The 24,534-nt window shown below is 71.0% G+C and carries 19 protein-coding genes and 1 tRNA gene; 13 read left to right on the top strand and 7 right to left on the bottom strand.

Translation table 11 applies throughout. The annotated features are described in order from the left end of the window. Positions 1-48 precede the first annotated feature (48 nt). Positions 49-1,500 carry a pyruvate kinase gene (gene pyk / locus DAI17_RS09225; RefSeq protein WP_107772639.1) on the top strand — a complete coding sequence of 484 codons (1,452 nt, stop codon included), beginning with the start codon at positions 49-51 and terminating at the stop codon, positions 1,498-1,500. Here pyk and DAI17_RS09220 read toward each other — a convergent pair whose 3' ends face one another. Together DAI17_RS09220 and DAI17_RS09215 are read right to left on the bottom strand one after the other, a co-directional pair. After that, positions 1,501-2,244 carry a transcriptional regulator gene (locus DAI17_RS09220; protein ID WP_107772638.1) on the bottom strand — a complete coding sequence of 248 codons (744 nt, stop codon included), beginning with the start codon at positions 2,242-2,244 and terminating at the stop codon, positions 1,501-1,503. Between the two features lie 47 nt (positions 2,245-2,291). Continuing rightward, positions 2,292-2,364 (bottom strand) — tRNA-Leu (locus tag DAI17_RS09215). 39 nt (positions 2,365-2,403) lie between these two features. On the opposite strand from DAI17_RS09215, the gene DAI17_RS09210 reads away from it, so the two are divergent. From DAI17_RS09210 to DAI17_RS09180, 7 genes are all read left to right on the top strand, one after another. Further along, complete coding sequence (locus tag DAI17_RS09210; protein ID WP_199905038.1) at positions 2,404-3,012, top strand: ANTAR domain-containing response regulator; 609 nt, start codon at positions 2,404-2,406, stop codon at positions 3,010-3,012. Between the two features lie 196 nt (positions 3,013-3,208). Next, on the top strand, positions 3,209-4,372 hold the full coding sequence (locus DAI17_RS09205) for a branched-chain amino acid ABC transporter substrate-binding protein (RefSeq protein ID WP_199905037.1): 1,164 nt from the start codon (positions 3,209-3,211) through the stop codon (positions 4,370-4,372). 92 nt (positions 4,373-4,464) lie between these two features. Then, positions 4,465-5,460 (top strand): branched-chain amino acid ABC transporter permease, encoded by a 996-nt coding sequence (locus tag DAI17_RS09200; protein WP_107772635.1) that lies wholly within the window; start codon positions 4,465-4,467, stop codon positions 5,458-5,460. Next, positions 5,457-6,608: a branched-chain amino acid ABC transporter permease gene (locus DAI17_RS09195; RefSeq protein ID WP_107772634.1), complete on the top strand. Its 1,152-nt coding sequence runs from the start codon at positions 5,457-5,459 to the stop codon at positions 6,606-6,608. Before DAI17_RS09200 ends, DAI17_RS09195 begins: the two co-directional genes overlap by 4 nt. After that, positions 6,601-7,410, top strand: coding sequence for an ABC transporter ATP-binding protein (locus tag DAI17_RS09190; protein WP_107772633.1), 810 nt, complete (start codon positions 6,601-6,603; stop codon positions 7,408-7,410). Before DAI17_RS09195 ends, DAI17_RS09190 begins: the two co-directional genes overlap by 8 nt. Continuing rightward, the gene (locus tag DAI17_RS09185) at positions 7,400-8,119 is read left to right on the top strand and encodes an ABC transporter ATP-binding protein (protein WP_107772632.1); all 720 of its coding nucleotides are present in this window, start codon (positions 7,400-7,402) and stop codon (positions 8,117-8,119) included. The genes DAI17_RS09190 and DAI17_RS09185 overlap by 11 nt, the downstream gene beginning before the upstream one ends. Positions 8,120-8,285: 166 nt before the next feature. Next, positions 8,286-8,852, top strand: a complete 567-nt coding sequence (locus tag DAI17_RS09180) for a GNAT family N-acetyltransferase (protein ID WP_107772631.1) — start codon at positions 8,286-8,288, stop codon at positions 8,850-8,852. A gap of 58 nt (positions 8,853-8,910) precedes the next feature. Here the strand turns inward: DAI17_RS09180 and DAI17_RS09175 are convergent, their stop codons facing one another. Continuing rightward, positions 8,911-9,351, bottom strand: coding sequence for a hotdog fold thioesterase (locus tag DAI17_RS09175; protein WP_107772907.1), 441 nt, complete (start codon positions 9,349-9,351; stop codon positions 8,911-8,913). Between the two features lie 99 nt (positions 9,352-9,450). Here DAI17_RS09175 and polA point away from each other — a divergent pair, with 99 nt between their 5' ends. Beyond that, positions 9,451-12,147, top strand: coding sequence for a DNA polymerase I (polA, locus tag DAI17_RS09170; protein ID WP_107772630.1), 2,697 nt, complete (start codon positions 9,451-9,453; stop codon positions 12,145-12,147). Between the two features lie 31 nt (positions 12,148-12,178). Here polA and DAI17_RS09165 read toward each other — a convergent pair whose 3' ends face one another. After that, positions 12,179-13,432 carry a lipopolysaccharide biosynthesis protein gene (locus DAI17_RS09165; protein WP_234412422.1) on the bottom strand — a complete coding sequence of 418 codons (1,254 nt, stop codon included), beginning with the start codon at positions 13,430-13,432 and terminating at the stop codon, positions 12,179-12,181. 108 nt (positions 13,433-13,540) lie between these two features. Between DAI17_RS09165 and DAI17_RS09160 the strand changes: the two genes are divergently transcribed. Continuing rightward, positions 13,541-15,271, top strand: coding sequence for a hypothetical protein (locus DAI17_RS09160; protein WP_107772629.1), 1,731 nt, complete (start codon positions 13,541-13,543; stop codon positions 15,269-15,271). A gap of 58 nt (positions 15,272-15,329) precedes the next feature. Then, a complete protein-coding gene (locus DAI17_RS09155) occupies positions 15,330-15,488 on the top strand; it encodes a DUF2613 family protein (RefSeq protein WP_107772628.1) in 159 nt (52 codons plus the stop codon). A gap of 34 nt (positions 15,489-15,522) precedes the next feature. Here DAI17_RS09155 and DAI17_RS09150 read toward each other — a convergent pair whose 3' ends face one another. After that, on the bottom strand, positions 15,523-16,680 hold the full coding sequence (locus DAI17_RS09150; protein WP_107772627.1) for a glycosyltransferase family 4 protein: 1,158 nt from the start codon (positions 16,678-16,680) through the stop codon (positions 15,523-15,525). A 40-nt stretch (positions 16,681-16,720) separates the two neighbouring features. On the opposite strand from DAI17_RS09150, the gene DAI17_RS09145 reads away from it, so the two are divergent. Then, complete coding sequence (locus tag DAI17_RS09145; RefSeq protein ID WP_234412421.1) at positions 16,721-17,497, top strand: class I SAM-dependent methyltransferase; 777 nt, start codon at positions 16,721-16,723, stop codon at positions 17,495-17,497. Continuing rightward, the gene (locus DAI17_RS09140; protein ID WP_107772625.1) at positions 17,494-21,567 is read left to right on the top strand and encodes a DUF3367 domain-containing protein; all 4,074 of its coding nucleotides are present in this window, start codon (positions 17,494-17,496) and stop codon (positions 21,565-21,567) included. Before DAI17_RS09145 ends, DAI17_RS09140 begins: the two co-directional genes overlap by 4 nt. Here DAI17_RS09140 and DAI17_RS09135 read toward each other — a convergent pair. Further along, on the bottom strand, positions 21,465-22,649 hold the full coding sequence (locus DAI17_RS09135; RefSeq protein WP_107772624.1) for an acyltransferase family protein: 1,185 nt from the start codon (positions 22,647-22,649) through the stop codon (positions 21,465-21,467). The two genes, DAI17_RS09140 and DAI17_RS09135, sit on opposite strands and share 103 nt — an antisense overlap. Beyond that, the gene (locus tag DAI17_RS09130) at positions 22,646-24,454 is read right to left on the bottom strand and encodes a hypothetical protein (RefSeq protein ID WP_159081446.1); all 1,809 of its coding nucleotides are present in this window, start codon (positions 24,452-24,454) and stop codon (positions 22,646-22,648) included. The genes DAI17_RS09135 and DAI17_RS09130 overlap by 4 nt, the downstream gene beginning before the upstream one ends. Between the last annotated feature and the right edge of the window lie 80 nt (positions 24,455-24,534).

Below are 24,534 nucleotides of genomic sequence, written 5' to 3'. Positions count from 1 at the left end.
CGGCGGACGGGGCCTTTGGATCGATCAAAGATCCGCTAGGGTCGAGGTGTGCGTAGAGCAAAGATCGTCTGCACCCTCGGCCCTGCGGTGTCCACCCCCGACGGCGTCCGGCAGCTCGTCGACGCGGGCATGGACGTCGCGCGGCTCAACATGAGCCACGGCGAGTACGCCGACCACGAGGCGGTCTACCGGCTCGTGCGCCGCGCGAGCGACGAGACGGGCCACGGGGTCGGCGTCTTCGCCGACCTCCAGGGTCCCAAGATCCGGCTGGCGACCTTCGCCGACGGCCCGGTCAAGCTCAAGAAGGGTGCCCGGTTCACCATCACCACGCGCGACGTTCCCGGTGACGTCGACGTCTGCGGGACGACGTACGACGGCCTGCCCGGCGACGTGAGCATCGGCGACCCGGTCCTCATCGACGACGGCAAGATCCGTCTGCGGGTCGTCGACGTGACCGACACCGACGTCGTCACCGAGGTGGTCGTCGGCGGCAAGGCCAGCAACAACAAGGGCATCAACCTGCCGGGCGTGGCGGTCTCCGTGCCCGCGCTGTCGGACAAGGACACCGAGGACCTGCGGTGGGCGCTGCACCTCGGTGTCGACTTCATCGCGCTCAGCTTCGTGCGCAGCGCCCCCGACGCCGAGGACGTCCGCACGGTCATGCGCGAGGAGGGGATCGAGATCCCCGTCATCGCCAAGATCGAGAAGCCGCAGGCCATCGACAACATCGACGAGATCGTGCACGCCTTCGACGGGCTCATGGTGGCCCGTGGCGACCTCGGCGTGGAGTGCCCGCTCGAGGACGTGCCGCTCCACCAGAAGCGGATCATCGAGAAGGCCCGGCGCAACGCCAAGCCCGTCATCGTGGCGACCCAGATGCTGGAGTCGATGATCGGCTCCCCGGCGCCCACGCGCGCCGAGGCCAGCGACGTCGCCAACGCGGTGCTCGACGGTGCGGACGCCGTGATGCTCTCCGGCGAGACGAGCGTGGGGGAGCACCCCATCACCGCCGTCGAGACGATGGCCCGCATCATCGAGTCCACCGAGGACCACGGCCTGCACCACATGCGCGAGATCGACTGGCAGCCGCACACCCGGGGCGGCATCATCGCCAAGGCCGCGGCCGAGGTCGCCGAGGCGGTGGGCGCCAAGTTCCTCGTCGCCTTCACCGTCAGCGGCGACTCCGCCAAGCGGCTCTCGCGCTACCGGGGGCCGATCCCGGTCCTGGCGTTCACCCCCGAGGCGCGCACCCGCTCGCAACTGGCGCTGACGTGGGGCGTCGAGACGTTCCAGGGCGCCGAGGTGGAGCACACCGACGAGATGGTGCGCCAGGTCGACGAGTCGCTGCTGTCGATCGGCCGCGTGAAGGAGGGCGACCTCGTCGTCATCATCGCCGGCTCGCCCCCCGGCATCCCGGGCTCCACCAACGCGCTGCGCATCCACAAGATGGGCGACGCCATCAACGGCGTGGCGCCGGCGTACCGCCGTCCTGCCCGCTGATCACGTCTTCGGTCCGATGAGGGCGTCGAGCCGGCCCACGGCCTCGCGCCGGGACACCGAGACGACCCACCGGCCCGACCGTCGCCATGGGACGTCGACGAGGTCGAGCGCCCAGCAGCAGAGGTCGCGGATGTCGTCGGACCGGTTGGTGAACTGCCAGCGCGGGTAGTCGTAGCGACGCCTCTCGCCGGCGACCACCCGGGTGGCCCAGTTGCGCGCCCGGCACCCGTCGGAGTGGAACAGGCCCCGCAGGAAGTCGGCCGGGTGGGCCTCGACCACCTCCCGCTGCCACGTCTCCAGCGCTATGGTCCGCTCGTGCTTGCGGCCGGGCCCGTGCTGTGGGAAGAGGCATGGCCAGTGCTTCCAATTGGCCGACACCACGATGACCCCGGGAGCGCGCACGTGGAAGGCGCCGCCGGACGGACGGACCGCCGCGACGAGGGAAGAAACGTCCGCGATGATGCCGGGGAGAGTGGCGTCGCAGGAGATCCGCAGGGTGGTGTGACGACGGAATCTTGAGACGCACCCGTCGCCGAGGTAGAACCCCAGGAGCGCCGTGTACGCCCTTGCCGCCGCGGGGTGCAGTCCCAGGCACCGGAAGCACTCACGCGGCACCGGCTCGGGCGCCGACATCCAGGCGCGGATGGTCGACCGCTGGACACCCGTGCGACGCGCAGTCTCGTTCAGGCTGACCCCGCGTGCCACCAGGGCGAGGGCCTCGTTGCGGGTGGGTGCGTCATGCATGGACGGATGCTGGCACCCCGGACCGACAACGCCATCGGCCTGCAGAGTGCCCCGGGTGAGATTCGAACTCACACTGGATGGTGTTTGAGACCACTCTCTCTGCCGTTGGAGTACCGGGGCTCTGCGGCCAGCAAACCGTATCCGACTAGCCTTGCCGCCGTGACGCAGCCCAGCAGCAGTGCCCCCTCTCCCGTACGTCGCGTGGTCATCGCCGAGGACGAGGCGCTCATCCGCATGGACCTCGCCGAGATGCTGGCCGAGGAGGGCTACGAGGTCGTGGGCCAGGCCGCCGACGGCCGGCAGGCCATCGAGCTGGCCGAGGAGCTGCGCCCCGACCTCGTGATCACCGACGTCAAGATGCCCGTCCTGGACGGGATCGCCGCGGCCGAGCACATCGCCCGCGAGCGGATCGCGCCGGTGGTGATCCTGACCGCCTTCTCCCAGCGCGACCTGGTCGAGCGGGCGCGCGACGCCGGCGCCATGGCCTACCTCGTCAAGCCCTTCTCTCGCACCGACCTGGTGCCGGCCATCGAGATGGCGGTGAGCAGGTTCGCGGAGGTCGCGGTGCTGGAGAGGGAGGTGGCCGACCTGTCCGAGGCGCTCGCGACCCGCAAGGCGGTCGACCGCGCTAAGGCCGTGCTCCAGGAGAAGCTCGGCCTCAGCGAGCCGGAAGCCTTCCGGTGGATCCAGAAGACGGCCATGGACCTGCGGCTCTCCATGCGACAGGTCGCCGAGGGCGTCGTCGAGCACGGTCCGGGACAGGTCTGACCTCTCGCGCCCGTCGTACCGGCCCGGGGTCGCAGCCCTTGCGCGCCGCGCTCGCCCGCAAACAGTTCAGTCACAAAACCGTCACGGCAGAGGAACTCGCGTCGAAAGGGTGATCCGGCACACATCGGTGGTGCTAGGTTTCCGTCCACCCACCGTGCGGGGACCCCGCGCGGCCGAAGCAGACGGAGGACCAATGTTGCGTTCCACGAGGCCCAAGCGCGCGGTCGTCGCGCTCATCGCCGTGGCTGGGCTCGCCCTCAGTGCCTGTGGCACCACCGACTCGGGTGACGGTGGCGACGGCGAGGCAAATGGTGGCGGCGGCGGAGCCGCTTGCGACCTGACGCTGGCGTTCTTCGGCCCCCAGACCGGCCCCGCGGCCGGCCTCGGCGAGCCGATCATCAACGGCGCCCAGCTCGCGATCGACCAGTACAACGCCGACGCCGAGTGCGAGGTCGCCTACGAGCAGATCGACTCCCAGGGCAGCCCCGACCAGGCGCCGTCGCTGGCGACCGAGGCCGCGGGCAACGAGGCCATCATCGGCATCGTCGGGCCCGCGTTCTCCGGTGAGTCGGCCGCCGCCGGCCCGATCTTCGCCGAGGCCGGCCTGCCGACCGTCAGCCCGTCGGCCACCAACCCCGCGCTCGCGGACAACGGCTGGGACACCTTCCACCGCGCGCTCGGCAACGACGCGACGCAGGGTCCTGCCGCGGCGAAGTACATCCAGGACGTCGTCGGCGCCAAGGCCGTCTTCGTGATGGACGACGCCTCGGAGTACGGCGCGGGTCTCGCCGGCATCGTGCAGGAGGAGCTCGGCGACCTCGTCGTCGACACCGACACGATCCAGGTCGGCCAGACCGACTTCAGTGCCTCGGTCACCAAGGTGCGCTCGTCCGACGCCGACACGGTGTTCTTCGGCGGCTACTACGCGGAGGCAGCGCTGATCGTGCGCCAGCTCCGCTCCAGTGGCTTCGAGGGCAACTTCGTCGTCGCGGACGGCGTCAAGGACCCCGGTTACCTCGACGGCGCCGGCAAGGCGGCCGAGGGCACGTACATCACCTGCCCCTGCATCCCCGCCGACGACCCGGCGGTCGCCGACTTCGCGGCCGCCTACGAAGAGGAGTTCGGGGGTGCCCCGGGCACCTACGCCGCCGAGGCGTACGACGCCGCGAACGTCTTCCTCGACGGCATCGCCGAGGGCATCGACAACCGCGAGGACATGCTCGCCTTCGTCAACGACTACGACGAGGCCGGCGTGACCAAGCAGCTGTCCTTCGACGAGACCGGTGAGCCGTCCGAGGTGTCCGTCTACGCCTACAAGGTCGAGAACGGCGAGATCGTCGGCGACCAGGAGATCGAGTGACGCTCGCTCGTCTGACACGGGTGTGAATCGATTGCGGCCGGGGGGCTTTCCTCCCGGCCGCAACCGTGCCGACTAGGGGCCGAGGAGGCCTGGTGAACTTCGACTTCCTGTTCAACAACTTCGCGGAGCTGACCGTCACAGGTCTCGCGTTCGGCGCCATCTATGCCTTGATCGCCCTGGGCTACACGATGGTCTACGGCGTGCTCCAGCTCATCAACTTCGCGCACTCCGAGGTCTTCATGTACGGCACGTTCGCCGCGCTGTGGACCACGATGCTGCTCGTCGGGGACACCGACGTGAGCACCCTGCGGGGCATCGGGGTGCTGCTCTGCTCGCTGGTCGCCGCGATGGCGATGTCCGCGACGATCGCGCTCCTCCTCGAGCGCTTCGCCTACCGCCCCCTGCTCAAGCGCAACGCCCCCCGGCTCATCGCCCTCATCTCGGCCATCGGCGCGTCCTTCGTGCTCGCCGAGCTGATGGGCCTGCGGGACCGCGTCGCCGCGTGGTTCGGGCTCGACGACAACCTGTCGGAGTACGTCAGCGGCGCGCGGATCAACCGCAGCATGCCGAGCGTGCTGGAGAACAAGCAGCTGTTCCCCATCGGTGACTACCAGGTGACCTCGGTCGACGTGCTGGTGATCGTGTCGGCCATCGCCATGATGGTGGCGCTGGACCAATTCGTGCGGCGTTCCAAGATGGGACGCGGGATCCGGGCCACGGCCCAGGACCCCGAGACCGCAGCCCTCATGGGCGTCAACGCCACCCGCGCCGTGCAGATGACCTTCCTGCTCGGTGGCCTCATGGCGGGTGCCGCAGCGTTCCTCTACATGTTGAAGATCGAGACGACGAAGTTCGATGTCGGCTTCCTGCTGGGGGTCAAGGCCTTCACCGCGGCCGTCCTCGGCGGCATCGGCAACCTGCGCGGGGCCCTGGTGGGTGGCCTCATCCTCGGGGTCGCGGAGAACTGGGGCTCGGCCCTCTTCGGCAGCGAGTGGCGTGACGTGGTGGCCTTCGTGCTCCTGGTCGTCATCCTGCTGTTCCGGCCCACCGGCATCCTGGGTGAGTCGCTCGGAAAGGCACGCGCATGAGCAAGACACCATCCGTGAAGGGGATCACCTCCTCCTTCGGCAGCCGGGTCGCAGGCCTGCCGAAGCCGGCCAAGATCGGCATGTGGATCGCGCTGGCGGTGTTCGCCTACGCCCTCCCGCTGCTGGAGCCGCCGTTCATCTCGCCGCCCGGCACGGACTTCGGCGGCGTCCTGTTCACCGTGACGATCTACATGCTCGTCGCGCTGGGCCTCAACATCGTGGTCGGGTACGCCGGCCTGCTCGACCTGGGCTACGTCGGCTTCTACGCCGTCGGCGCCTACACGGCCGCGATCCTGACGACCTTCCACGCCAACTGGCCGCTCCTCCTGGCCCTTCCCTTCGCGGTGCTGGCGTCCACGGTCTCGGGCATCCTGCTCGGCGCCCCGACGTTGCGGGTCCGGGGTGACTACCTCGCGATCGTGACGCTCGGCTTCGGCGAGATCATCCGTCTGGTCGCCCTCAACACGGAGTGGCTGGGTGCGTCCAAGGGCATCAACGACATCGCCCGGCCGCCGGGCGTCGAGCTGTTCGAGATCCCGCACCTCAACTGGGACAGCGGCACGCCGCTGCTCGACTTCAACGACACCACGACGTTCATCGAGTTCGGGGTGCTGGACCAGATCCCCTACTACTGGATGGGTCTGACGGTCGTCATCATCGTGCTCTTCGCCGACAAGCTCATCAAGGACAGCCGTGTCGGTCGCGCGTGGGAGGCGACCCGCGAGGACGAGGACGTCGCCGAGCTGATGGGCGTCCCCACCTTCCGGTTCAAGCTGCTGGCCTTCGCCACCGGCGCCTTCATCGGCGGCCTCGCCGGCGCGCTCTACGCCAGCCGGCAGTCGTTCATCAACCCGCTCTCGTTCCTGCTGCTCTTCTCGATCATGTTCCTGGCGGCGGTTGTCATCGGTGGTCAGGGCAACCGGTGGGGCGTCCTGGTGGGTGCCTTCCTGGTGGCCTACCTGCCCGAGCGCTTCCGGGAGTTCACCGACTTCCGCGTGCTGGTGTTCGGTGCTGCACTGATGCTGCTGGCCATCTTCCGCCCGGAGGGGCTGCTGCCGCCCAGGCGCACGGTCCGGGCCAAGCAGGCCGCGGCAGAGATCGAGGCCCTCGAAGAGGGCGCCGACGGAGAGGAGACCTCCCGTGTCTGAGGACCAGAGCACCACGACGTCGTCCCGGCGACGCGTCCTGGAGATCGACGCGCTGACCCTGCAGTTCGGGGGCCTGACGGCCCTCGACGACGTCACCTTCCACATCGAGGAGGGTGAGATCCTCGGGCTGATCGGACCCAACGGTGCCGGCAAGACCACGTGCTTCAACGCCATCACCGGCATCTACCGTCCCACCCGGGGCGACATCCGGTTCGAGGGGACGTCCATCGCCGGTCACAAGCGGTTCCAGATCACGCAGCTCGGCGTCGCCCGGACCTTCCAGAACATCCGGCTGTTCCGCTCGATGACCGCGCTGGAGAACGTGCTGGTCGGCGCCGACGCCAAGCACTCCACCGGCATGGCCAGCGCGCTCTTCCGCCTGCCCAAGCACCGTCGCGAGGAGCGCGAGGGGCACGACCGGGCCATGGAGCTGTTGGCCTTCATGGGCCTGCAGAAGCGGGCCGACGAGCTGGCGGCCAACCTCTCCTACGGTGACCAGCGCCGCCTGGAGATCGCGCGTGCGATGGCCACCGAGCCCAAGCTCATCTGTCTCGACGAGCCCGCGGCCGGCTTCAACCCGGCGGAGAAGGCCCAGCTCATGGAGCTGATCCGCAGGGTGCGCGACCAGGGCTACACCGTGCTGCTCATCGAGCACGACATGAAGCTGGTCATGGGCGTGACCGACCGGATCGTGGTCCTCGAGTTCGGCCGCAAGATCGCCGAGGGCACGCCGGCCGAGATCCGCGACAACCCGGCGGTCATCGCCGCCTACCTGGGAGTGGACGAAGAAGATGCTTCTTGAGGTAGAGGGCCTGTGCGTCAACTACGGGCACATCGAGGCCATCCGCGACATCACCTTCGGCGTCGAGGAGGGGTCCATCACGACCCTCATCGGCGCCAACGGTGCGGGCAAGACCACGACGCTCAAGACGATCTCGGGCCTGCGCAAGGTGCGCGAGGGCCGGATCCTGTTCGAGGGCAAGGACATCACCCACCTCCCGCCGTACGAGCGCGTCCTGCTCGGGCTCTCCCAGTCGCCCGAGGGCCGCGGGTGCTTCCCGGGCATGACGGTGCGCGAGAACCTCGACATGGGCGCCTACGTGCGCAAGGACGCGCGCAGCAAGGCCTACGCCCAGGACCTCGAGCGGGTCTTCCACCTGTTCCCCCGCCTGGAGGAGCGGGTCAGCCAGACGGCCGGCACGATGTCGGGTGGTGAGCAGCAGATGCTCGCCATCGGGCGTGCACTGATGGCCAAGCCCCGCCTGATCCTGCTCGACGAGCCGTCGATGGGCCTGGCACCGAAGTTCATCCAGCAGATCTTCTCCATCATCGGCGAGATCAACGAGCAGGGCACCACCGTGCTGCTGGTCGAGCAGAACGCCGCCCAGGCGCTCAAGCGTGCCGACACCGCGCACATCCTGGAGACCGGCGAGATCGTCCGGTCGGGCACGGGCGCGGAGCTCGCCGGCGACGACTCGGTGCGGGCGGCGTACCTCGGCGGCGACGTCTGAGCGACGAGGACGGCCGGATGTGACGCTGCCGACCCCCGAGGGAAAATGTTCCACCCTCGGGGGACAGCGGCCGCACGACGGGCGTAGGGTCCTCCCGGTACGCCGGAACGGGTCCGGCGGACGGGGGACTCACCAGCAAACGGGGCTGACCTTGGGGAGTTGGAGCATGAGCCGGACACCGGTGACCGTGCGCGCTGCCGTCATCGACGACCTGCCCGTCCTGCGGGAGCTGTGGGGCGACATCCTGCGCCGCGGCTCCGTCGACGACCAGCTCGCCGACCTCCAGCACGTCTTCGACGAGGTCGAGGCGCACGCGGACCAGGCGATGATGGTGGCGGAGTACGACGGTCAGGTGGCCGGCGCGATCCACCTCAGCGCCACCACGCTCACCCCGCTCAACCTCGAGCCCGCTGTGCTGGCGGTGTCGCCCCACGTGCTGCCCGAGTTCCGTCGGCACGGGGTGGGCTCGGCCCTGATCGAGGCTGCAGTCAGGTTCGCCGACGCCCACGGCATCGGCACGCTGTCGACCGCAGCGGTCTCCAGCTCCCGCGACGCCAACCGCTTCATGGCCCGGCTCTCGTTCACGCCGCAGGCCACGCTCCGCGCGGCCACCACCGTGGCCGTCCGCGCCAAGCTCTCGGCCCGCCGCTCGGCCACCCGCCAGGGCGGCTCGCGCCACATCGACCGGGTGCTCGCCGCGCGTCGTCTCCACCGGGAGAACGTCGCCGGCTGACACGCCACGGCCGAGGCCGCCGGGCAGGTCCGAGCGCGTCCGACGCCGGGCGGGGCCCTCAGCGTGCGGGGACCAGCGCGCAGGTGATCCGGGACGTGCACAGCCGCTTGCCGCGCTCGTCGGAGATCACGATCTCCCACGTGGCCATGCTCCGGCCCACGTGCGCCGGCGTCGCCACCCCGGTGACCGTCCCGGAGGTGGCCGAGCGGTGGTGGGTGGCGCTGATGTCGACGCCCACGGGGATGCGGTCCGGAGGCGCTACGAGGGCGGAGCCGATCGAGCCGAGGGTCTCGGCCAGCACGACCGAGGCGCCACCGTGGAGGAGCCCGTAGGGCTGGGTGTTGCCCTCCACCGGCATCGTCGCGACGACGCGGTCGGCACCCAGCTCGATGATCTTCACGCCCATCTTCTCGCTGAGCGCGCCCATCCCCTCGGGCATCGACGCGACGAAGTCGTCGATGGACAGGGTGGCCAGGTCGGTGGTGGGCTGGTCGCTCATGGTCGCCATTGTGGCCGATGCGACCCACGGGCCCGCACGAGGCGTCGTACGCGGTGACGGGCTGCCTGCGGTGTCCGTGGCGACGGCTAGAGTCGCGACGTGTCGCAGACGAGTAACCTCCGCCCCCGGCTCCTGCTCCTCGACGGCCACTCGCTGGCCTACCGCGCGTTCTTCGCCCTGCCGGTGGAGAACTTCGCCACCGCCGCCGGCCAGCACACCAACGCCGTCTACGGCTTCACCTCGATGCTGGTCAACGTGCTGCGTGACGAGCAGCCGACCCACGTCGGAGTCGCGTTCGACAAGTCTCGGCAGACCTTCCGCCTGGAGGAGTACTCCGAGTACAAGGCCAAGCGCAACAAGACCCCGGGCGAGTTCAGCAGCCAGCTGCCGTTGATCCGACGCGTGCTGGACGCGCTGCACATCCCGCACCTCGAGCTCGAGGGCTACGAGGCCGACGACATCATCGCCACGCTGACCACGCAGGCGGTGGCCGAGGGGATGGAGGTGCTGATCCTCACGGGCGACCGCGACTCCATCCAGCTGGTCACCGACACCTCCACGGTGCTCTACCCGATGCGGGGCGTCAGCGACCTGGCCCGGCTGACCCCCTCCTACGTGGAGGACAAGTACGGCGTCCCGCCGTACCGCTACCCCGAGCTGGCCGCGATCGTCGGCGAGACCTCCGACAACCTGCCCGGTGTTCCCGGGGTCGGCCAGGGCTACGCCGCGAAGTGGATCAACCAGTTCGACGGCCTCGACAACGTGATCGCCCGGGCCGACGAGATCACGGGCAAGAAGGGCGAGGCGCTGCGCGCGCACCTCGGCGACGTGATCCGCAACCGGCGCCTCAACGAGCTGGTCCGCGACCTCACGCTGCCCGTGCGTCCCGGCGAGCTGGCGCGCCAGCCGTGGGACCGCACGGCCGGGCTCGAGCTGCTCGACGAGCTGGAGTTCCGCGGGGAGCTGCGCACCCGCCTGATGGACACCATCGACCCCGACCCGGGCGCCGAGGTGTCCGAGGAGGGCTTCGAGCTCGAGGGCGAGCGCCTGGGCCCCGGCTCCGTCGCCGCCTGGCTCGACAGCCATGCCCCGAGAGGGGAGCGGGTCGGCGTGGCGGTGCAGGGGTCGTGGCGGGCCGGGACCGGCGAGGTGGTCTCCCTCGCCGTCGCGACGGCGGAAGGCGCAGCCGCCTGGATCGACGTGGCCGAGGCGTCACCCGAGGACGACGCGGCGCTGGCGGCCTGGCTCGCCGACCCCGAGCGGCCCAAGGTGCTCCACGACGCGAAGGGCCCGATCCTGGCCCTGGCCGCCCGAGGGTGGCAGCTCGACGGGCTCGCCGTCGACACCGCCCTCGCGGCGTACCTCGTCCAGCCCGACCAGCGCTCCTACGACCTCGCCGACCTCACCCTGCGCTACCTCAAGCGCGAGCTGCGCCAGGACACCGGGGACAGCGACCAGCTGACCCTCGACGCGATCGGTGACAACACCGCGAGCGACGTCGCGATGCTCACCGCCCGGGCGGTGCTCGACCTGGCCGGAGCCCTCGACGTCGCGGTCGAGGAGCACGGCGGCACCCAGCTGCTGGCCGACGTCGAGCTGCCGCTGATCGGCACGCTGGTCCGGATGGAGCAGACCGGCATCGCGGTCAACACCGACTACCTCGAGGGACTGGAGTCGGAGTTCGGCGACCAGGTCCGCGCGGCCGCCCAGGACGCTTACGACGTGATCGGCAAGGAGATCAACCTCGGCTCGCCCAAGCAGCTGCAGGTGGTGCTCTTCGACGAGCTCGACATGCCGAAGACCAAGCGCACCAAGACGGGCTACACCACTGACGCCGACGCGCTGCAGCAGCTCTTCGAGAAGACCGAGCACCCCTTCCTCCAGCACCTGCTGCGGCACCGTGACGTGATCCGGCTGCGACAGACCGTCGAGGGGCTGCTCAAGACCGTGGCCCCGGACGGTCGCATCCACACGACCTACAACCAGATCATCGCGGCGACCGGACGGCTCTCCAGCACCGACCCCAACCTCCAGAACATCCCGATCCGCACCGAGGCCGGTCGCCGGATCCGGGAGGGCTTCGTGGTGGGGGAGGACTACGAGTGCCTGATGACGGCCGACTACAGCCAGGTCGAGATGCGGATCATGGCCCACCTGTCCGAGGACGCACTCCTCATCGAGGCGTTCCGGTCGGGCCAGGACTTCCACTCCATGACCGCGGCCCGCGTGTTCGGCGTCGACGCCGACGCCGTCACCACCGAGCAGCGGGCCAAGATCAAGGCGATGAACTACGGCCTGGCCTACGGGTTGTCCGCCTTCGGCCTCTCCCAGCAGCTGCGCATCGACACCGGCGAGGCCCGGGGGCTGATGGACGAGTACTTCGAGACCTTCGGCGGGGTCCGCGACTACCTCGGCGGGATCGTCGACGAGGCGCGTCGCTCGGGCTTCACCGAGACCATCCTGGGCCGTCGCCGCTACCTGCCCGACCTGACCAGCGACAACCGCCAGCGCCGGGAGATGGCCGAGCGGATGGCGCTGAACGCGCCCATCCAGGGCTCGGCCGCCGACCTGGTCAAGGTCGCCATGCTCGGGGTCGAGCGGGCGCTGGGGGAGCAGGGGCTGCGGTCCCGGATGCTCCTGCAGGTCCACGACGAGCTCGTCTTCGAGGTGGCCACCGGCGAGCGCGACGCGCTGGCGGCGCTCGTGCGCGAGCAGATGGGTGCGGCAGCCGACCTCGCGGTCCCGCTCGACGTCTCCGTCGGCACGGGGCGCAGCTGGCACGAGGCCGCGCACTGAGGGACGGTCAGCGTGCCGGGCGGTCGACCGCTCAGGCGCGGGCTTCGACCGGGGCCGGTGGGTCCTGCACCGGTTCACGGACGAAGTACGCACTCACGCCGAGCAGCACGAGGAACAGCGCCAGGTCGACCAGCACCACCACGGTCACCAGGCCGACCAGGGACGTCGTGGCGAGGCCCAGTCCCACGACCAGGGCCAGCGCCACCCACACGACGTACACGGAGCGGCGTCCCTGCCGTGCCAGGACCGAGTAGACGAGCAGCTGGATCAGGGACAGCAGCGTGCCGAGCACGGCGAACATCCAGAGCAGGGGCTCGACCTCCCCGAACGCCTCCCCGCCGGTGAACCGCATGGCCAGGCCCGACAGCAGCCACGCCGCCAGGCTCCCCATGACGCCCAGGGCGGTCACGAGACTCAGGCTCAGGACGAGCGCGCGACGCCGCTCGCGTCCCGTGGACATGGACGGGAAGGCCACCACGACCACGAACTGCGGGAGGAAGAGCATGGCCTTGGTGAGGATCAGGCCTGCCGCGTAGAGGCCGGCATCGTGGTCGGAGAGCACGTTGCGGGCCAGGATGATGTCGACGTTCGTCAGGGCGAAGAACGCGAGCAGGGCCTGCCCGTTGTGCACGCTCTCCTTGAGGATGGCCCGTCCACTGTGCTCGGCGCTGGTGCGACCGGCCTTCCGCTTGTGCCGCAGGGCCCACCAGCCGACCGCGACCGGCACGCACATGCCCAGCACGACGCCCACCAGTGCCGAGAACGCGGTCGGACGCAGGAGGATGAGGGCCGTCCCCAGGACGAGGCGCGGCACCCCTGCCGCCACGTACACCAGGCCGAGCGCTGCCCAGCGCCGTTCGCCCTGCAGGATGCCGGCCTGCCCACCCATGATGGTGAGCGGGACGGCGGCCAACGGCACCATGAGGGCGGTGGCGAGGCTGTCGAGTCGGAGGACCGTGTTGATGAGCGGTGCGCAGACCAGGAGCACCAGGCCGAGGGCGAGCGCAGCGCGGTAGGTGACCCCCAGGATCGCCCGTTCGATCTGGGCGGTGTGCTCGGGTGTGGTGGAGATCCGGCGCGCAGCGGTGGCCTGGAGCCCCAGGGAACCGACGCTGACCACCATCAACACGTTGAGCACCGCGATGAGGGCGCCGTAGTTGCTGGTTCCCAGCCGGGGGGCGGCGAGGATCGTGAAGCCGTAGGTGGCGACGTTCATGATCCCCATCGACACGGCCATGCCGGTACTGCTGTCGAAGAGGGTGCGAACGCGCTGCTTGACTGCCACGGGGGCGAGCCTAAGGGGTGGTCAGCCAGTAGGGTCTCAACGCCCGTGCGCTCCGCGCCAGCGTCGCGAGGCGGCGCCGTCGGGCAGCGAGGAGGGGAGGTGCCAGGAGTGACCCGAGCCACCGACGTGCGTCGCACCCCTCTCGTCGCCGCGCTGCCCGCCGTGTGGACCTTCCTCTTCTCGGTGGTGCTGCTCGGGCCCGCTCTCGGCTGGGGCTACGTGCTCACCTACGACATGGTGTGGGTGCCGCAGCTGGACCTCCGCGCCGACACCCTCGGGCTGGGGAGCGCCTTGCCCCGGGCGGTGCCGTCGGACGCTGTCGTCGCCGTCCTGGACGAGGTGGTCCCCGCGGTGCTGCTGCAGAAGGTGGTGCTGCTCGGCAGCCTGCTGGCGGCCGGCACGGGGGCGGCGGCCCTGGTGGCCGAGCGGTCGACGGCGGCCCGCCTCGTCGCGGCCACCGTCGCGGTCTGGAACCCGTTCGTCGTCGAGCGCCTGCTGATCGGCCACTGGCCGCTGCTGGTCGGGTACGCCGTGCTGCCCTGGCTCGTCGTGTCGCTGCGACGTGGCCGGAGGGAGGACCGGTTGCCTCTCGTGCTGCCGCTCCTGCTCGTCCTCGGCAGCCTGAGCGCGAGCGCCGGACTGGCGACGGCGGTCGCGACCCTGGCCTGCGGGGCCGACCGCGACCGTCCACGGCGCACCCTCGCGCTCCTGGCCCTGGTCCTGGCCGCCAACGCCCCCTGGCTGGTGGCCGGCCTGGTGCAGTCCGGGGGCGGCACCTCCGACCCCGTCGGCGCCACCCTGTTCGCCACGGGGGACGAGGGGCTGCTGCCGGCGCCCTGGGCCGCGCTGTCCCTGGGCGGCATCTGGAACGCCGAGCTCGTCCCGGTGTCGCGCACCGGCTGGGCGGGCGTGGCCACGACGGTCCTGGTCGTCGTCGCCGCGGCCGTGGCGCTGGTCCGGGTCGGCCGTGGGCGGGCGCGGGTGGATGGTCTCGGGGGCCTCGTCGTGTGCTGGGGGGTCGGGTTCGGGCTGGCGCTGGTCAGCTGGGCAGCGCCCGACACGCTGGGCCGGCTGGCCGCCACGGTGCCCGGCGGGGGTCTGGTCCGGGACGGCTCGCGGCTGCTCGGCCTGACCGTCCCGCTCGTGGTGGTGCTCGTGGCCGTCTCTGTGGACGCGTTGCTCGCCCGCCTGCCGGACCTCGCGGGTCGCGTGATGGTCGGCGGCGTGCTCGCGCTCGTGCCGGTCAGCCTGATGCCGGACGCGCTGTGGGGCGTCGGTGGACGGCTGGCCGCGGTCGCCTACCCCGCGTCGTACGACGAGGCCCGGACCGCGGTGGCGTCCGCGCCTGCCGGGGACGCGGTGTCGTTGCCGTTCGTGAGCTACCGCGCTCCGGAGTGGAACAACGGCGGGCGCCGGGTGCTGGACCCGCTCGGGCGCTACCTCGACCGGCCGGTCGTGGTCAACGACGAGCTGGTCGTGTCGGGGACCCGGATAGCGGGGGAGGACCCCCGTGCCGCGCGGGTCTCCGAGGCACTGGCGGCAGGCTCGCCCGGCGAGCGGGCCGCGGAGCTGCATGCCGTGGGTGTCTCCGTGGTGGTGGTCGAGGAGATCGAGGGCTACCCCGTGCCGGCGGTCTCCGGCACCACCACGCTGGACGGCGACCTGACGGTCGTCGAACTGGGTCCCGCGGAACCCCGGTCGGCCTCAGCGGTCCGCCGCGGCGCCGTGGGCGCCGCGTGGGCGGGGTGGCTGGCGCTCGCCGCGGCCCCCTTCGTGGCAGCCGTACGGCGCCGTCGATCGGGCTCGTCCGCCACGTCGGGGATGGACCGTCAGAAATGACGCGCCGCGGCGTACCGGCTGGTAAGGTCCGCCCCGAACCTGAGGGAGGTCACCCACCATGGGCACTGTCATCGCCCCGCTCGTGAGCATCGTCGCCGGTGCTGTTCTCGGAGTCACCACGCTGATGGGCGTCATCTCGTCCCAGACCGGTGCTCCCAGCCAGTCCCCGGCCAACGCCGAGGCGCCGACCCTGGAGTACGGCACCGTCTCCGAGTGACCCGCGGGCGCCCGTCGCGCCCGCCACGCGGCCGTCACTCCTCGTCGGGGTCCTGGCTGTCGATCATCTCGCCGCGCAACGCGCTCGCCACCACGTGGGCGAACGACTCCTGCGCGTGCCCCCAGGTGAACTGGTGGCTCATCGCGTGCGCACCCTCGCCGAGGCGCGCCCGCTCCTCGTGGTCCCGGACGAGTCGGCCGAGCGCCTCGGTGAAGGCGGCCTCGTCCTCGACCAGCAGTCCTGACCTGCCGTCGGCGACCGACTCCCGGGTCCCGCCGGCGGACCGGTAGGCCACGGTCGGGGTGCGGTGCATGCCGGCCTCGCCGATCACCAGTCCCCACCCCTCCTTGAGGGAGGGGAGGGCCAGCAGCCAGGCCTGCTCGTAGACCTCGTGCTTGCGCTTCTCGTCGACGTGGCCCTCGAAGACGACCGTGTCGCCGGCGCCGCGCCGTGCGGCGTACTCGTGGAGCTCGGCCTCCCACCAGCCGCTCCCGACGACGTGCAGCCGCAGGTCGGGGTGGTGGGCGCGGAGCGCCAGGGCCGCGTCGATGGCGTGCTCGACCTGCTTGTGCGGGACGAGGCGCCCGACCACGGCGATCATCGGGTACGCCGCCTTGCCGACGCCGACCGGGACGACCGGGTCGGTGCCGTTGTGCACCACGGCGATGCGCTCGCGGTCGACCCCGAGGTCGACGAGCTCGCCGCGGGTGGCCCGCGACACGGCGACGTACTGGCAGGACCGGTAGAGGCGGGGTGCCAGGCTGTGCTCGATCCACCAGCCGACGCGGCCGCTGAGCCCGGGGTAGACGACCGGCCACTGCTCGCGGTGCACGTGGTGGACGAGGACGATGACCGGCTTGCGGGTGACCGCGCGGGTGAAGAACGGCAGGCCGTTCTGCACGTCCACCACGGCGTCCACGTGTCCCAGCTCGCGCCGCAGCAGCGCCGAGACGCCCTCCTTGTAGACGCTCAGCTTGGTGCCGCGACGCAGGAAACGGACACCGTCCACGGTCTCGTCGGGCGGGGCGGCGGCGTGCGCCGCGCACAGGATCGTGACCCTCGCGCCTCGGTCCACGAGGCCTGCCGCCATCTTCTCCAGGAAGCGCTCGGCGCCTCCGCCCTCGGGGTTGTGCGTGTCACGCCAGCTGAAGAAGGCGATGTGCCGGCCGGAGAGGTCGTGGACGTCGGACATGGGCGCACACCGTACATCTACTGCGGGGTAGGGTCTGCGCGTGCCGAGCCGGACCCGCCCCCCGAAGGTGCCTCCAGCCCCGCCCGCGGGGCGTCGCTGGCGCGCCGACCTGAGGCGGTCGCTGCACCTGTTCAACGAGTTCCGCTACGAGCAGCCGGACCCCGCACGCTTCTACACCGCCCTGGCGCAGGACTCCGCCGCGCAGGTGGGGGAGTACGCCGACCTCGACGGCGCGCTGCTGCTCGACGTGGGTGGTGGCCCCGGCTACTTCCGGGACGCCTTCCGCGCCGCGGGGGCGACCTACGTCGCGCTGGACTCCGACGTGGGCGAGCTCGCCGGGGCGGGTGAGATCGGCGCCGGGACCGTCATCGGCAGCGGGATGCAGCTGCCGTTCGCGGACGACTCGGTGGACGTCTGCTACTCCTCCAACGTCCTCGAGCACGTGCCGGAACCGTGGCGGATGGCTGAGGAGATGGTGCGCGTCACGCGTCCCGGCGGCCTCGCCTTCATCAGCTACACGACGTGGTTCGGGCCGTGGGGCGGCCACGAGACCGCACCGTGGCACTTCCTCGGCGGGCGCCGCGCCCGACGCCGGTACGCCGCGAAGCACGGCCACGAGCCCAAGAACAAGTACGGCGAGTCGCTCTTCGCCGTCACCGTCGCGGACGGCCTGCGCTGGGCGCGGACCCAGCAGCACGCCGAGGTCGTCCACCTGCTCCCGCGCTACAACCCCTGGTGGACCCGCTGGCTTCTGCGCGTGCCGGTGGTGCGAGAGGTGGTGACGTGGAACCTCGTGCTCGTGCTGCGGAAGAAGTGACGCAGGACGTCCCACGGTTCCGTTGGCGGCTCCTCGCCGTCTGCATGGTGCTGACCGGCCTGGCCATGACGCAGTCGCCCGGACTGCTCGTCGCCGACACCAAGCTCGACCTCGCCATCGCACCGCTGGAGTTCCTCGCCCGGGCCGCCCACCTGTGGGACGGCGAGGGCGCGTTCGGCCAGCTGCAGAACCAGGCCTACGGCTACCTGTGGCCGATGGGACCGTTCTTCGCCCTCGGCTTCCTCCTGGACCTGCCGGGCTGGGTCGTGCAGAGACTGTGGACGGCGCTCGTCCTGTGCGTGGCCTTCACCGGAGCGGCCAAGGTCACGCGTGCCCTCGGCGTGCGCTCCGACCTGGGGTGCATCCTTGCCGGGCTCACGTACGCACTGACGCCGCGGATGCTCACCGTGATCGGACCCAGCTCCATCGAGGTCTGGCCGATGGCCCTGGCGCCGTGGGTCCTCCTGCCGTTGGTGATCGGCGCCGAACGCGGCTCACCGCGGCGCGCGGCCGCCCTCTCCGCGATGGCGATCGCCATGGTGGGCGGGGTCAACGCCGCGGCCACCAGCGCCGTGCTGCCGCTGGGTGCGCTGTGGCTGCTCACCCGGTCGGCGGGTCCACGACGCCGTCAGATGATGATCTGGTGGCCGGTCTTCACGCTGCTGGGCACGCTGTGGTGGCTGGTGCCCCTGTTCCTCCTGGGGAGCTACAGCCCTCCCTTCCTCGACTTCATCGAGTCCGCCGCGGTCACCACCTTCCCGACGACCATCTTCGACACGCTCCGCGGCACGTCGAACTGGGTGCCGTACGTCGACGCGATCTCGCCCGCAGGCCTCGACCTGCTCCGCGAGGAGTACCTCGTCCTCAACACGGGGCTGCTCGTCGTCGCAGGCCTCGCCGGACTGATGCTGGGCAGGAACCCCCACCGCCGCTTCCTGGTCGCGGGCCTCCTCACCGGCGTGTTCCTGGTGACCATGGGTCACACGGGAGCCGTCCAGGGCATCTTCGCCGGGCAGCTCAAGGAGGCGCTCGACCTCGCGCTGGCACCGCTGCGCAACGTCCACAAGTTCGATCCGGTGCTCCGGCTGCCGCTGGTGGTCGGTCTGGCCTTCTGCGTCGAGGAGGCCCTGGCCCGGTACCGCACCAGGCGCACCCGCCGCGGTGACCGTGCCGACGGCGTGACCGCCGCGGTGCTCGTCGGCTCGGTGGTGCTGGCCCTCACCGCGGGTGCTGCTCCGGTCCTCGCTGGCGACCTCGCCGTGGACGACGGCTTCGAGGACGTCCCCGACTACTGGCGCGACGCAGCCCGGTGGCTGGGCGACTCCCAGGAGGACGGCCAGGCCCTGCTCGTCCCGGGCTCCTCGTTCGGCACCTACGTGTGGGGCCAGGCACGCGACGAGCCCATGCAGTCCCTGGCCTCGTCGTCGTGGGCGGTCCGGAACGCCGTGCCACTCGTCCCGGCCGGCAACATCCGCATGCTCGACCGGATCGAGCAGGAGCTGGCGCGCGGTGAGGGGGGAACCGGACTGAGCGACTACCTGGCTCGGGCCGGGATCACCCACCTGGTCGTGCGCAACGACCTCGTCCGGTCGGCCGCGGTCACCGACCCCGTGCTGGTCCACCAGGCCATCGAGAACTCCCCGGGGCTCCGCCGGGTGGCCGACTTCGGCCCGGAGGTCGGCGGTGCCCCGTTCATCGTCGGCGACCTGGCGCGGGCGCTCGTCAGCGGCGGGTGGCAGTCCACCTACCCGGCGATCGAGGTCTACGAGGTTCCGGACCCGGTGGGTCGGGCGTCCGGTGCGGACCAGCCGCCGACGGTGGTCGGGGGTCCCGAGGACCTGCTCGACGTCCAGGAGGCCGGCCTCGTCGGCAGCGGCGCGACCGTGCTCGCGGCCGATGTGGCGCCGGGCGAGCGGCCCGCGGGGCCGCTGGTCCTCACGGACGGGCTGCGGGACGTCGAGCGCAACTTCGGACGGATCACGGACGCGACCTCGGCCACCCTCGGTGGCGGCAGCGAGCCGTCGTTGGGCGCACGCGTGCTCGACTACCGGCTGCCTCGTCACGACCGGTGGACCACCACCGCACGGTTGCGCGGCGCCTCGGCGATCACGGCGTCGTCCTCCGCCGCAGGCGCGGCGACGCCGGGAGGAAGTCGTCCGGGCACGCTGCCCTACGCCGCCATGGACGGCGACGCCTCGACGTCGTGGATCTCGGCGCCGCTGCAGCGCGACCGGCAGTCCTGGCGGGTCGAGTTCGCCGAGCCGGTCGACGCCACCGACATCTCGGTGACGCTCGGCACGTCGAGCGGCAGCGAGCAGCTCAGGGTGAGGTCGGGGTCGTGGCAGAGCCCGGACCTCGAGTTCAACCCCGGCGAGACGCGTCGGATCACCGGTCCGGGAACGGTGACCCACCTCGTCGTCGAGGACGCCTCCGGCAAGAACAGCAACCAGCTGGACGTCGCCGAGGTGGAGGTCGGGAACACCCGGGTGCGCCGCGACCTCGTGCTTCCGGCCCTGCCGGAGCAGTGGGGGGCTCCGGACGCCATCCTGCTGCGCCGGCTGGGCGACGCGCGGACGGGATGCGCGGAGGTCGACGGCGGGGTCCGGTGCCGACCGGGCGAGGTCGGCTCGCCGGAGGAGCCGCGCGACTTCAGCCGGGTCGTGACGCTCGGCGAGGCCCAGGAGCTGGAGGCGACGCTCACGGTGCGTCCGCGTGGCGGGCCGGCGTTGTCCGCCCTCGTCCAGGCCGGTCAGGCGGTCGGCGTCGATGCCTCCTCCACGGCCCTGGCCGACCCACGAGCGTCGGCCACGGCGATGGTCGACGGGGACCCGCAGACCACCTGGATCGCCCCCGTCACCGACGTCCGACCGACGGTCGCGCTGCGCTTCCTGGCGCCACAGCGTCTCCGCGGGGTGGCCATGTCCGTCGACCAGAGCACGGCTGCCCGCCGACCCGAGTCGCTCCTGATGACGTGGCCCGGCGGCGAACGGGAGGTCGTGCTCGACGAGGACGGCGCCGCCACGTTCCCGCCGATCCGGACCAAGCGACTATCCCTGCAGGTGCTGGAGGCCGAGCCGGCCAGCGACTTCGACTTCGACGCCTCCTCGTCCGCCGTGCCCGTGGGCGTGAGCGAGATGGTCGTCCGCGGCGTGCCCTACCTGCCGCTGAACCCGTCGACGCGTGCCACCGGACTCGGTTGCGGTTCGGGCCCCGACCTCGTGGTGAACGGCCGGACGGTGAGGACCGCGGTGACCGCGAGTCCCCGCGACCTCCTCGACGGCGACCCGGTGCCGGCGCGCCTGTGCGGCACGAAGGTCGTGACCTTGCCGGCGGGCGAGTCGACGGTGACCCTCGAGGCCTCGGAGGCGTTCGTCGCGGACGAGCTCGTGCTCGGTTCCACGCCCGAGGAGGCGGACGCCGAGGCGGTGCCGGTGACCGAAGAGTCGCCGACGCAGGCGGAGGTGGAGGTGTCGACCGACTACGTAGCCATGCGCGGCAACGCGAACCCGGGGTGGGAGGCGGCGTCCGGCGGTTCCCGGCTCGAGGCCCAGGTGTTCGACGGCTATCGACAGGGCTGGCGCACGACGGGCCACGACGCGGTGTCCGAGCGCTTCGCCCCGGACAGCACCTATCGTGCGGGCCTCGCCCTGGGACTCGTGGCCCTCCTGGCCCTGGTGGCCCTGCTCGTGGCGCCGACGAGGAGGACGGCGCCATCGCCGCCCCCGGTGCCGGAGGCGACGAGCTGGCCCCGCCTGGTCCTCCTGGGGTGTGCGGCGCTCGTGCTGCTGGTCTCGGGATGGGTCGGCCTGCTCGTGGGGCTCCTGGGTTGGGGGGTCGCCGCGCTCGCGCGTCGGTTGCGTCCGGCCTGGGAGGGGTGGGCCATCGCTATCTGCCTGACGCCCGCAGTGCTGGCCTACGTGTTCAACCCCTGGCAGTCGTCGTGGGCCGGCAGCTGGGCGTGGCCGCACTACGTCGTGGTCTTCACCCTGGGAGCGGTGTCGTGCTGGGCCGTGGCCGCGCGTCGGCCCCGACGAGCCAGGGACATGCCCGGCCGCTCGACCAGCCAGTAGGTCAGCTCGCTCACGGCCAGGGTGAGGACCAGCGTCAGCACCCACATCAACGGGAAGCGTCCCGAGAACAGCTCGTAGTCCATGCGCTCCTGGAGGAGCGCCAGGACGATGAGGTGGGTGCAGAAGATCGAGTAGGAGACGTGGCCGAGGTGGCGGAGCAGGCGCGCGGACGCCGTACGCCGGAAGGTGCCGGAGGCAGGTGACCAGACCCCCGCGGCGACGACGAGCAGGCCGATCGTCGCGTAGAGCAGCGTCTTGGTGACCGACTGGCCGATGGTGCCGGGCTCGAGGAGCACGGGTCCGGCCACGGGAGTGGCAGCCACCAGCAGCAGGCCGATCGCCGCCGTCCAGCACGCGCCGGGCTGCGCTCCCAGGCCCACGATCCACGGCGTGCGACGCCCGCGTGCGTGCTGCCGGGCGTGCGTCCGGGCGAGCCACATCCCCGCGGCGAACCAGGAGAGGTAGCCGGGCAGCCACAGCCCGGGTGCCCACTCCCGCAGGCCGTCGAGAGCCGGCGCCAGCGACACGATCCACGCCATGCTGAGGACGACCATGCCGACCAGCAGCACCACGTCGGGACGCAGCCTCGAGCGCCGGGTCGCGACCCACATCAGGGCCGGCAGCGCGACGTAGAAGGCCACCTCGACCGACAGGCTCCACATCTGCGTGAGGCCGTACGGGAGGGTGTCGTCCACGTAGGTGTCGAGGAGCAGCGCGCTGACGACCCAGTCCGACACACTCGTGTCCTCGTTGCCGGGCACCACGGCCAGCGCGACGCACACGGTGACGAGGTAGACGGGCCAGATCCGCAGCACCCTCTTGAGCGCGTAGCGCCCGACCCGCGGGGGAGGCGTCCCGGACTCGGCGCTGGCCCACCACGGACGGGACAGCAGGAAGCCCGACAGGACGAAGAAGATCGCGACCCCGATGTCCATCCGTGCCAGCAGGGTCCCGAGCAGGCCGTGCCGGAAGTACTCGCCCGTCTGGAAGGCGACATGAGTCGTCAGCACTGCCAGGGCACCCACCAGGCGCAGGACGTCGAGCGCGGGGAAGTCGATGGTGGGGCTCCTGCGCTCACTCATGCCGAATCACGCGCGCGCACGCCTCCCACCTCGACCGTGTCGATGCAGAGTGACACCCCGGATTCCAGACCATCGACGCGAATCGAGTCGAAGGTGTCCTCGACCCGGAGGAACAGGTCGTTGAGCCCGGAACGAAGAGAGACGTCCATCGTGGTGTCACCGACCTTGATTGAGGCGGTGGAAGGCCCCGTGGACAAGTACCCGATCCGTATCCACCAGTCGTACTCGATGGCTCGACCCATCAGCGGGATCGACTTGCCCGCCTCAGTCACCTGCCACCCGCATCCGTCCACCTTGCCGGGTCGCGATGCCAGCACGACCTTGATGTCGGCCTGTCTCAGCCTTCCATCGTCATCGACGACGTGGAGCGAGGTGGAGAGATCGGGAAAGTCCGCACCGGAGTCGACGAGAGGTGCGAGAAAGGAGAGCTTGTTGTTGGGCGCGAAGAAGCGTGAGATGACCGGCTCGGGAAGGACGCGATCGGCGAGGTCGACCTGCCCGCGCGCATGCACTTCGCGATCGAACTGAGCGAAGAAGTCGCGGGCGGCGTTGTCGTGCCAAGGGCGCACGTACCCGACCGAGCTGTAGGCGCTGCCGATGGCGACTGATGCCAACAGTGCCACGCCGAGCCACGCCGGCGCTCGCGCCACGACGGCAGGATCGCGGAGCTCGGAACTGCCTGGCGCACCCGTCAACGTCGTGCTGGCCAGTCCGAGACAGAGACACAGCACGATGGGTATGTCAGAGAGGTAGCGAGTGTCCACCCCGAGTGTCGCCCCGAACTCGGCTCCTCGCGCAGTCAGGACGAGGAGGTAGGTGCCGGCCGCGTATGCCGCGAAGAGCAAGACGGCATACCACGCCCGGCGCCGGCGCAGCACCACGTACGCGACTGTGAGGCCCAGCGCCACCCAGGCTGCGCTCACCGCCCAGCTGGGCGGGTCGGCGAAGGAGTTCTGGGACGCGGAGGTGTCCCAGCGCCACGGGCCGCCGACGAGGCCCGTGGGCAAGGTCGATCCCAGGAGAGTGCCGGCAAGATCCGCAGCGACCTGGAGCGTGGCCGGCGAGGCTTGACCACGGGCTCCGTCCAGATAGATGAAGACGTACGTGGCGCTCAGCACGACGATCATCAGGAGTCCGGGACCCTGTCGCCGGAGTCCCGCCAGCCGGGCGCGCACCCCGCCCGAGGTGAAGTAGAAGAGGGAGATGAAGAGCAGGATCGGCACCACCAGGAGGGCCTTCTCCCGGAACACCATGCCGCCGGTGAGGGCGACGGCCGTCGCGACGGCCCATCCGCGCCCCTCACCGCGCAGGTACCGGACCCAGGTCGCGACCGAGACGCTGAGGACGATCTGCAGGGGCAGCTGCTGAGTTGCAGCGACGAACCACATGAAGGCCGGCATCGACAGGGGCAGGCAGAGGTACAGGACGAACGGCGGCAGGATCGCTCGTCGCCGACCGAACAGCGTGACGAGCATCCAGAGGCACGCCGCACTTGCCATGGCTTGGCCGACGACCAGGTAGAGCACAGCCGGCCACCATGCGGCGGTGTCCACAGCTCCAATGCCCCAGAACACCAGCTTGCCTCCGGGCATCAGATGTCCGTTGTACCTCTCCATCAGGTAGGACAACTGGTTACCGCGGTCCGACTCACGAAGGAATCCGAGGTCATCGGTCGAGTACCAGCTCGACCAGGCCGCCCACGCCCGAAAGGCCAGCTGCACGAGGAGCAGGGCGACGGCAGTGGGGACGACCCACTCGGTGGCCGCCCGGACCCGCTCGGTCCGGGTCCCCACATGTTGATTCACTGTCCTCACCTCGGCGGCGAATCATGCCACGATCCACGGGCCGCACCCGAGCCTCCGACAGGTCGGAGCGGAGCCGTTCC

It is taken from the genome of Nocardioides sediminis, from assembly GCF_003047295.1.
Classification (GTDB): Bacteria; Actinomycetota; Actinomycetes; order Propionibacteriales; family Nocardioidaceae; genus Nocardioides; species Nocardioides sediminis.
This window is presented reverse-complemented; position numbering and strand designations above follow the sequence as displayed.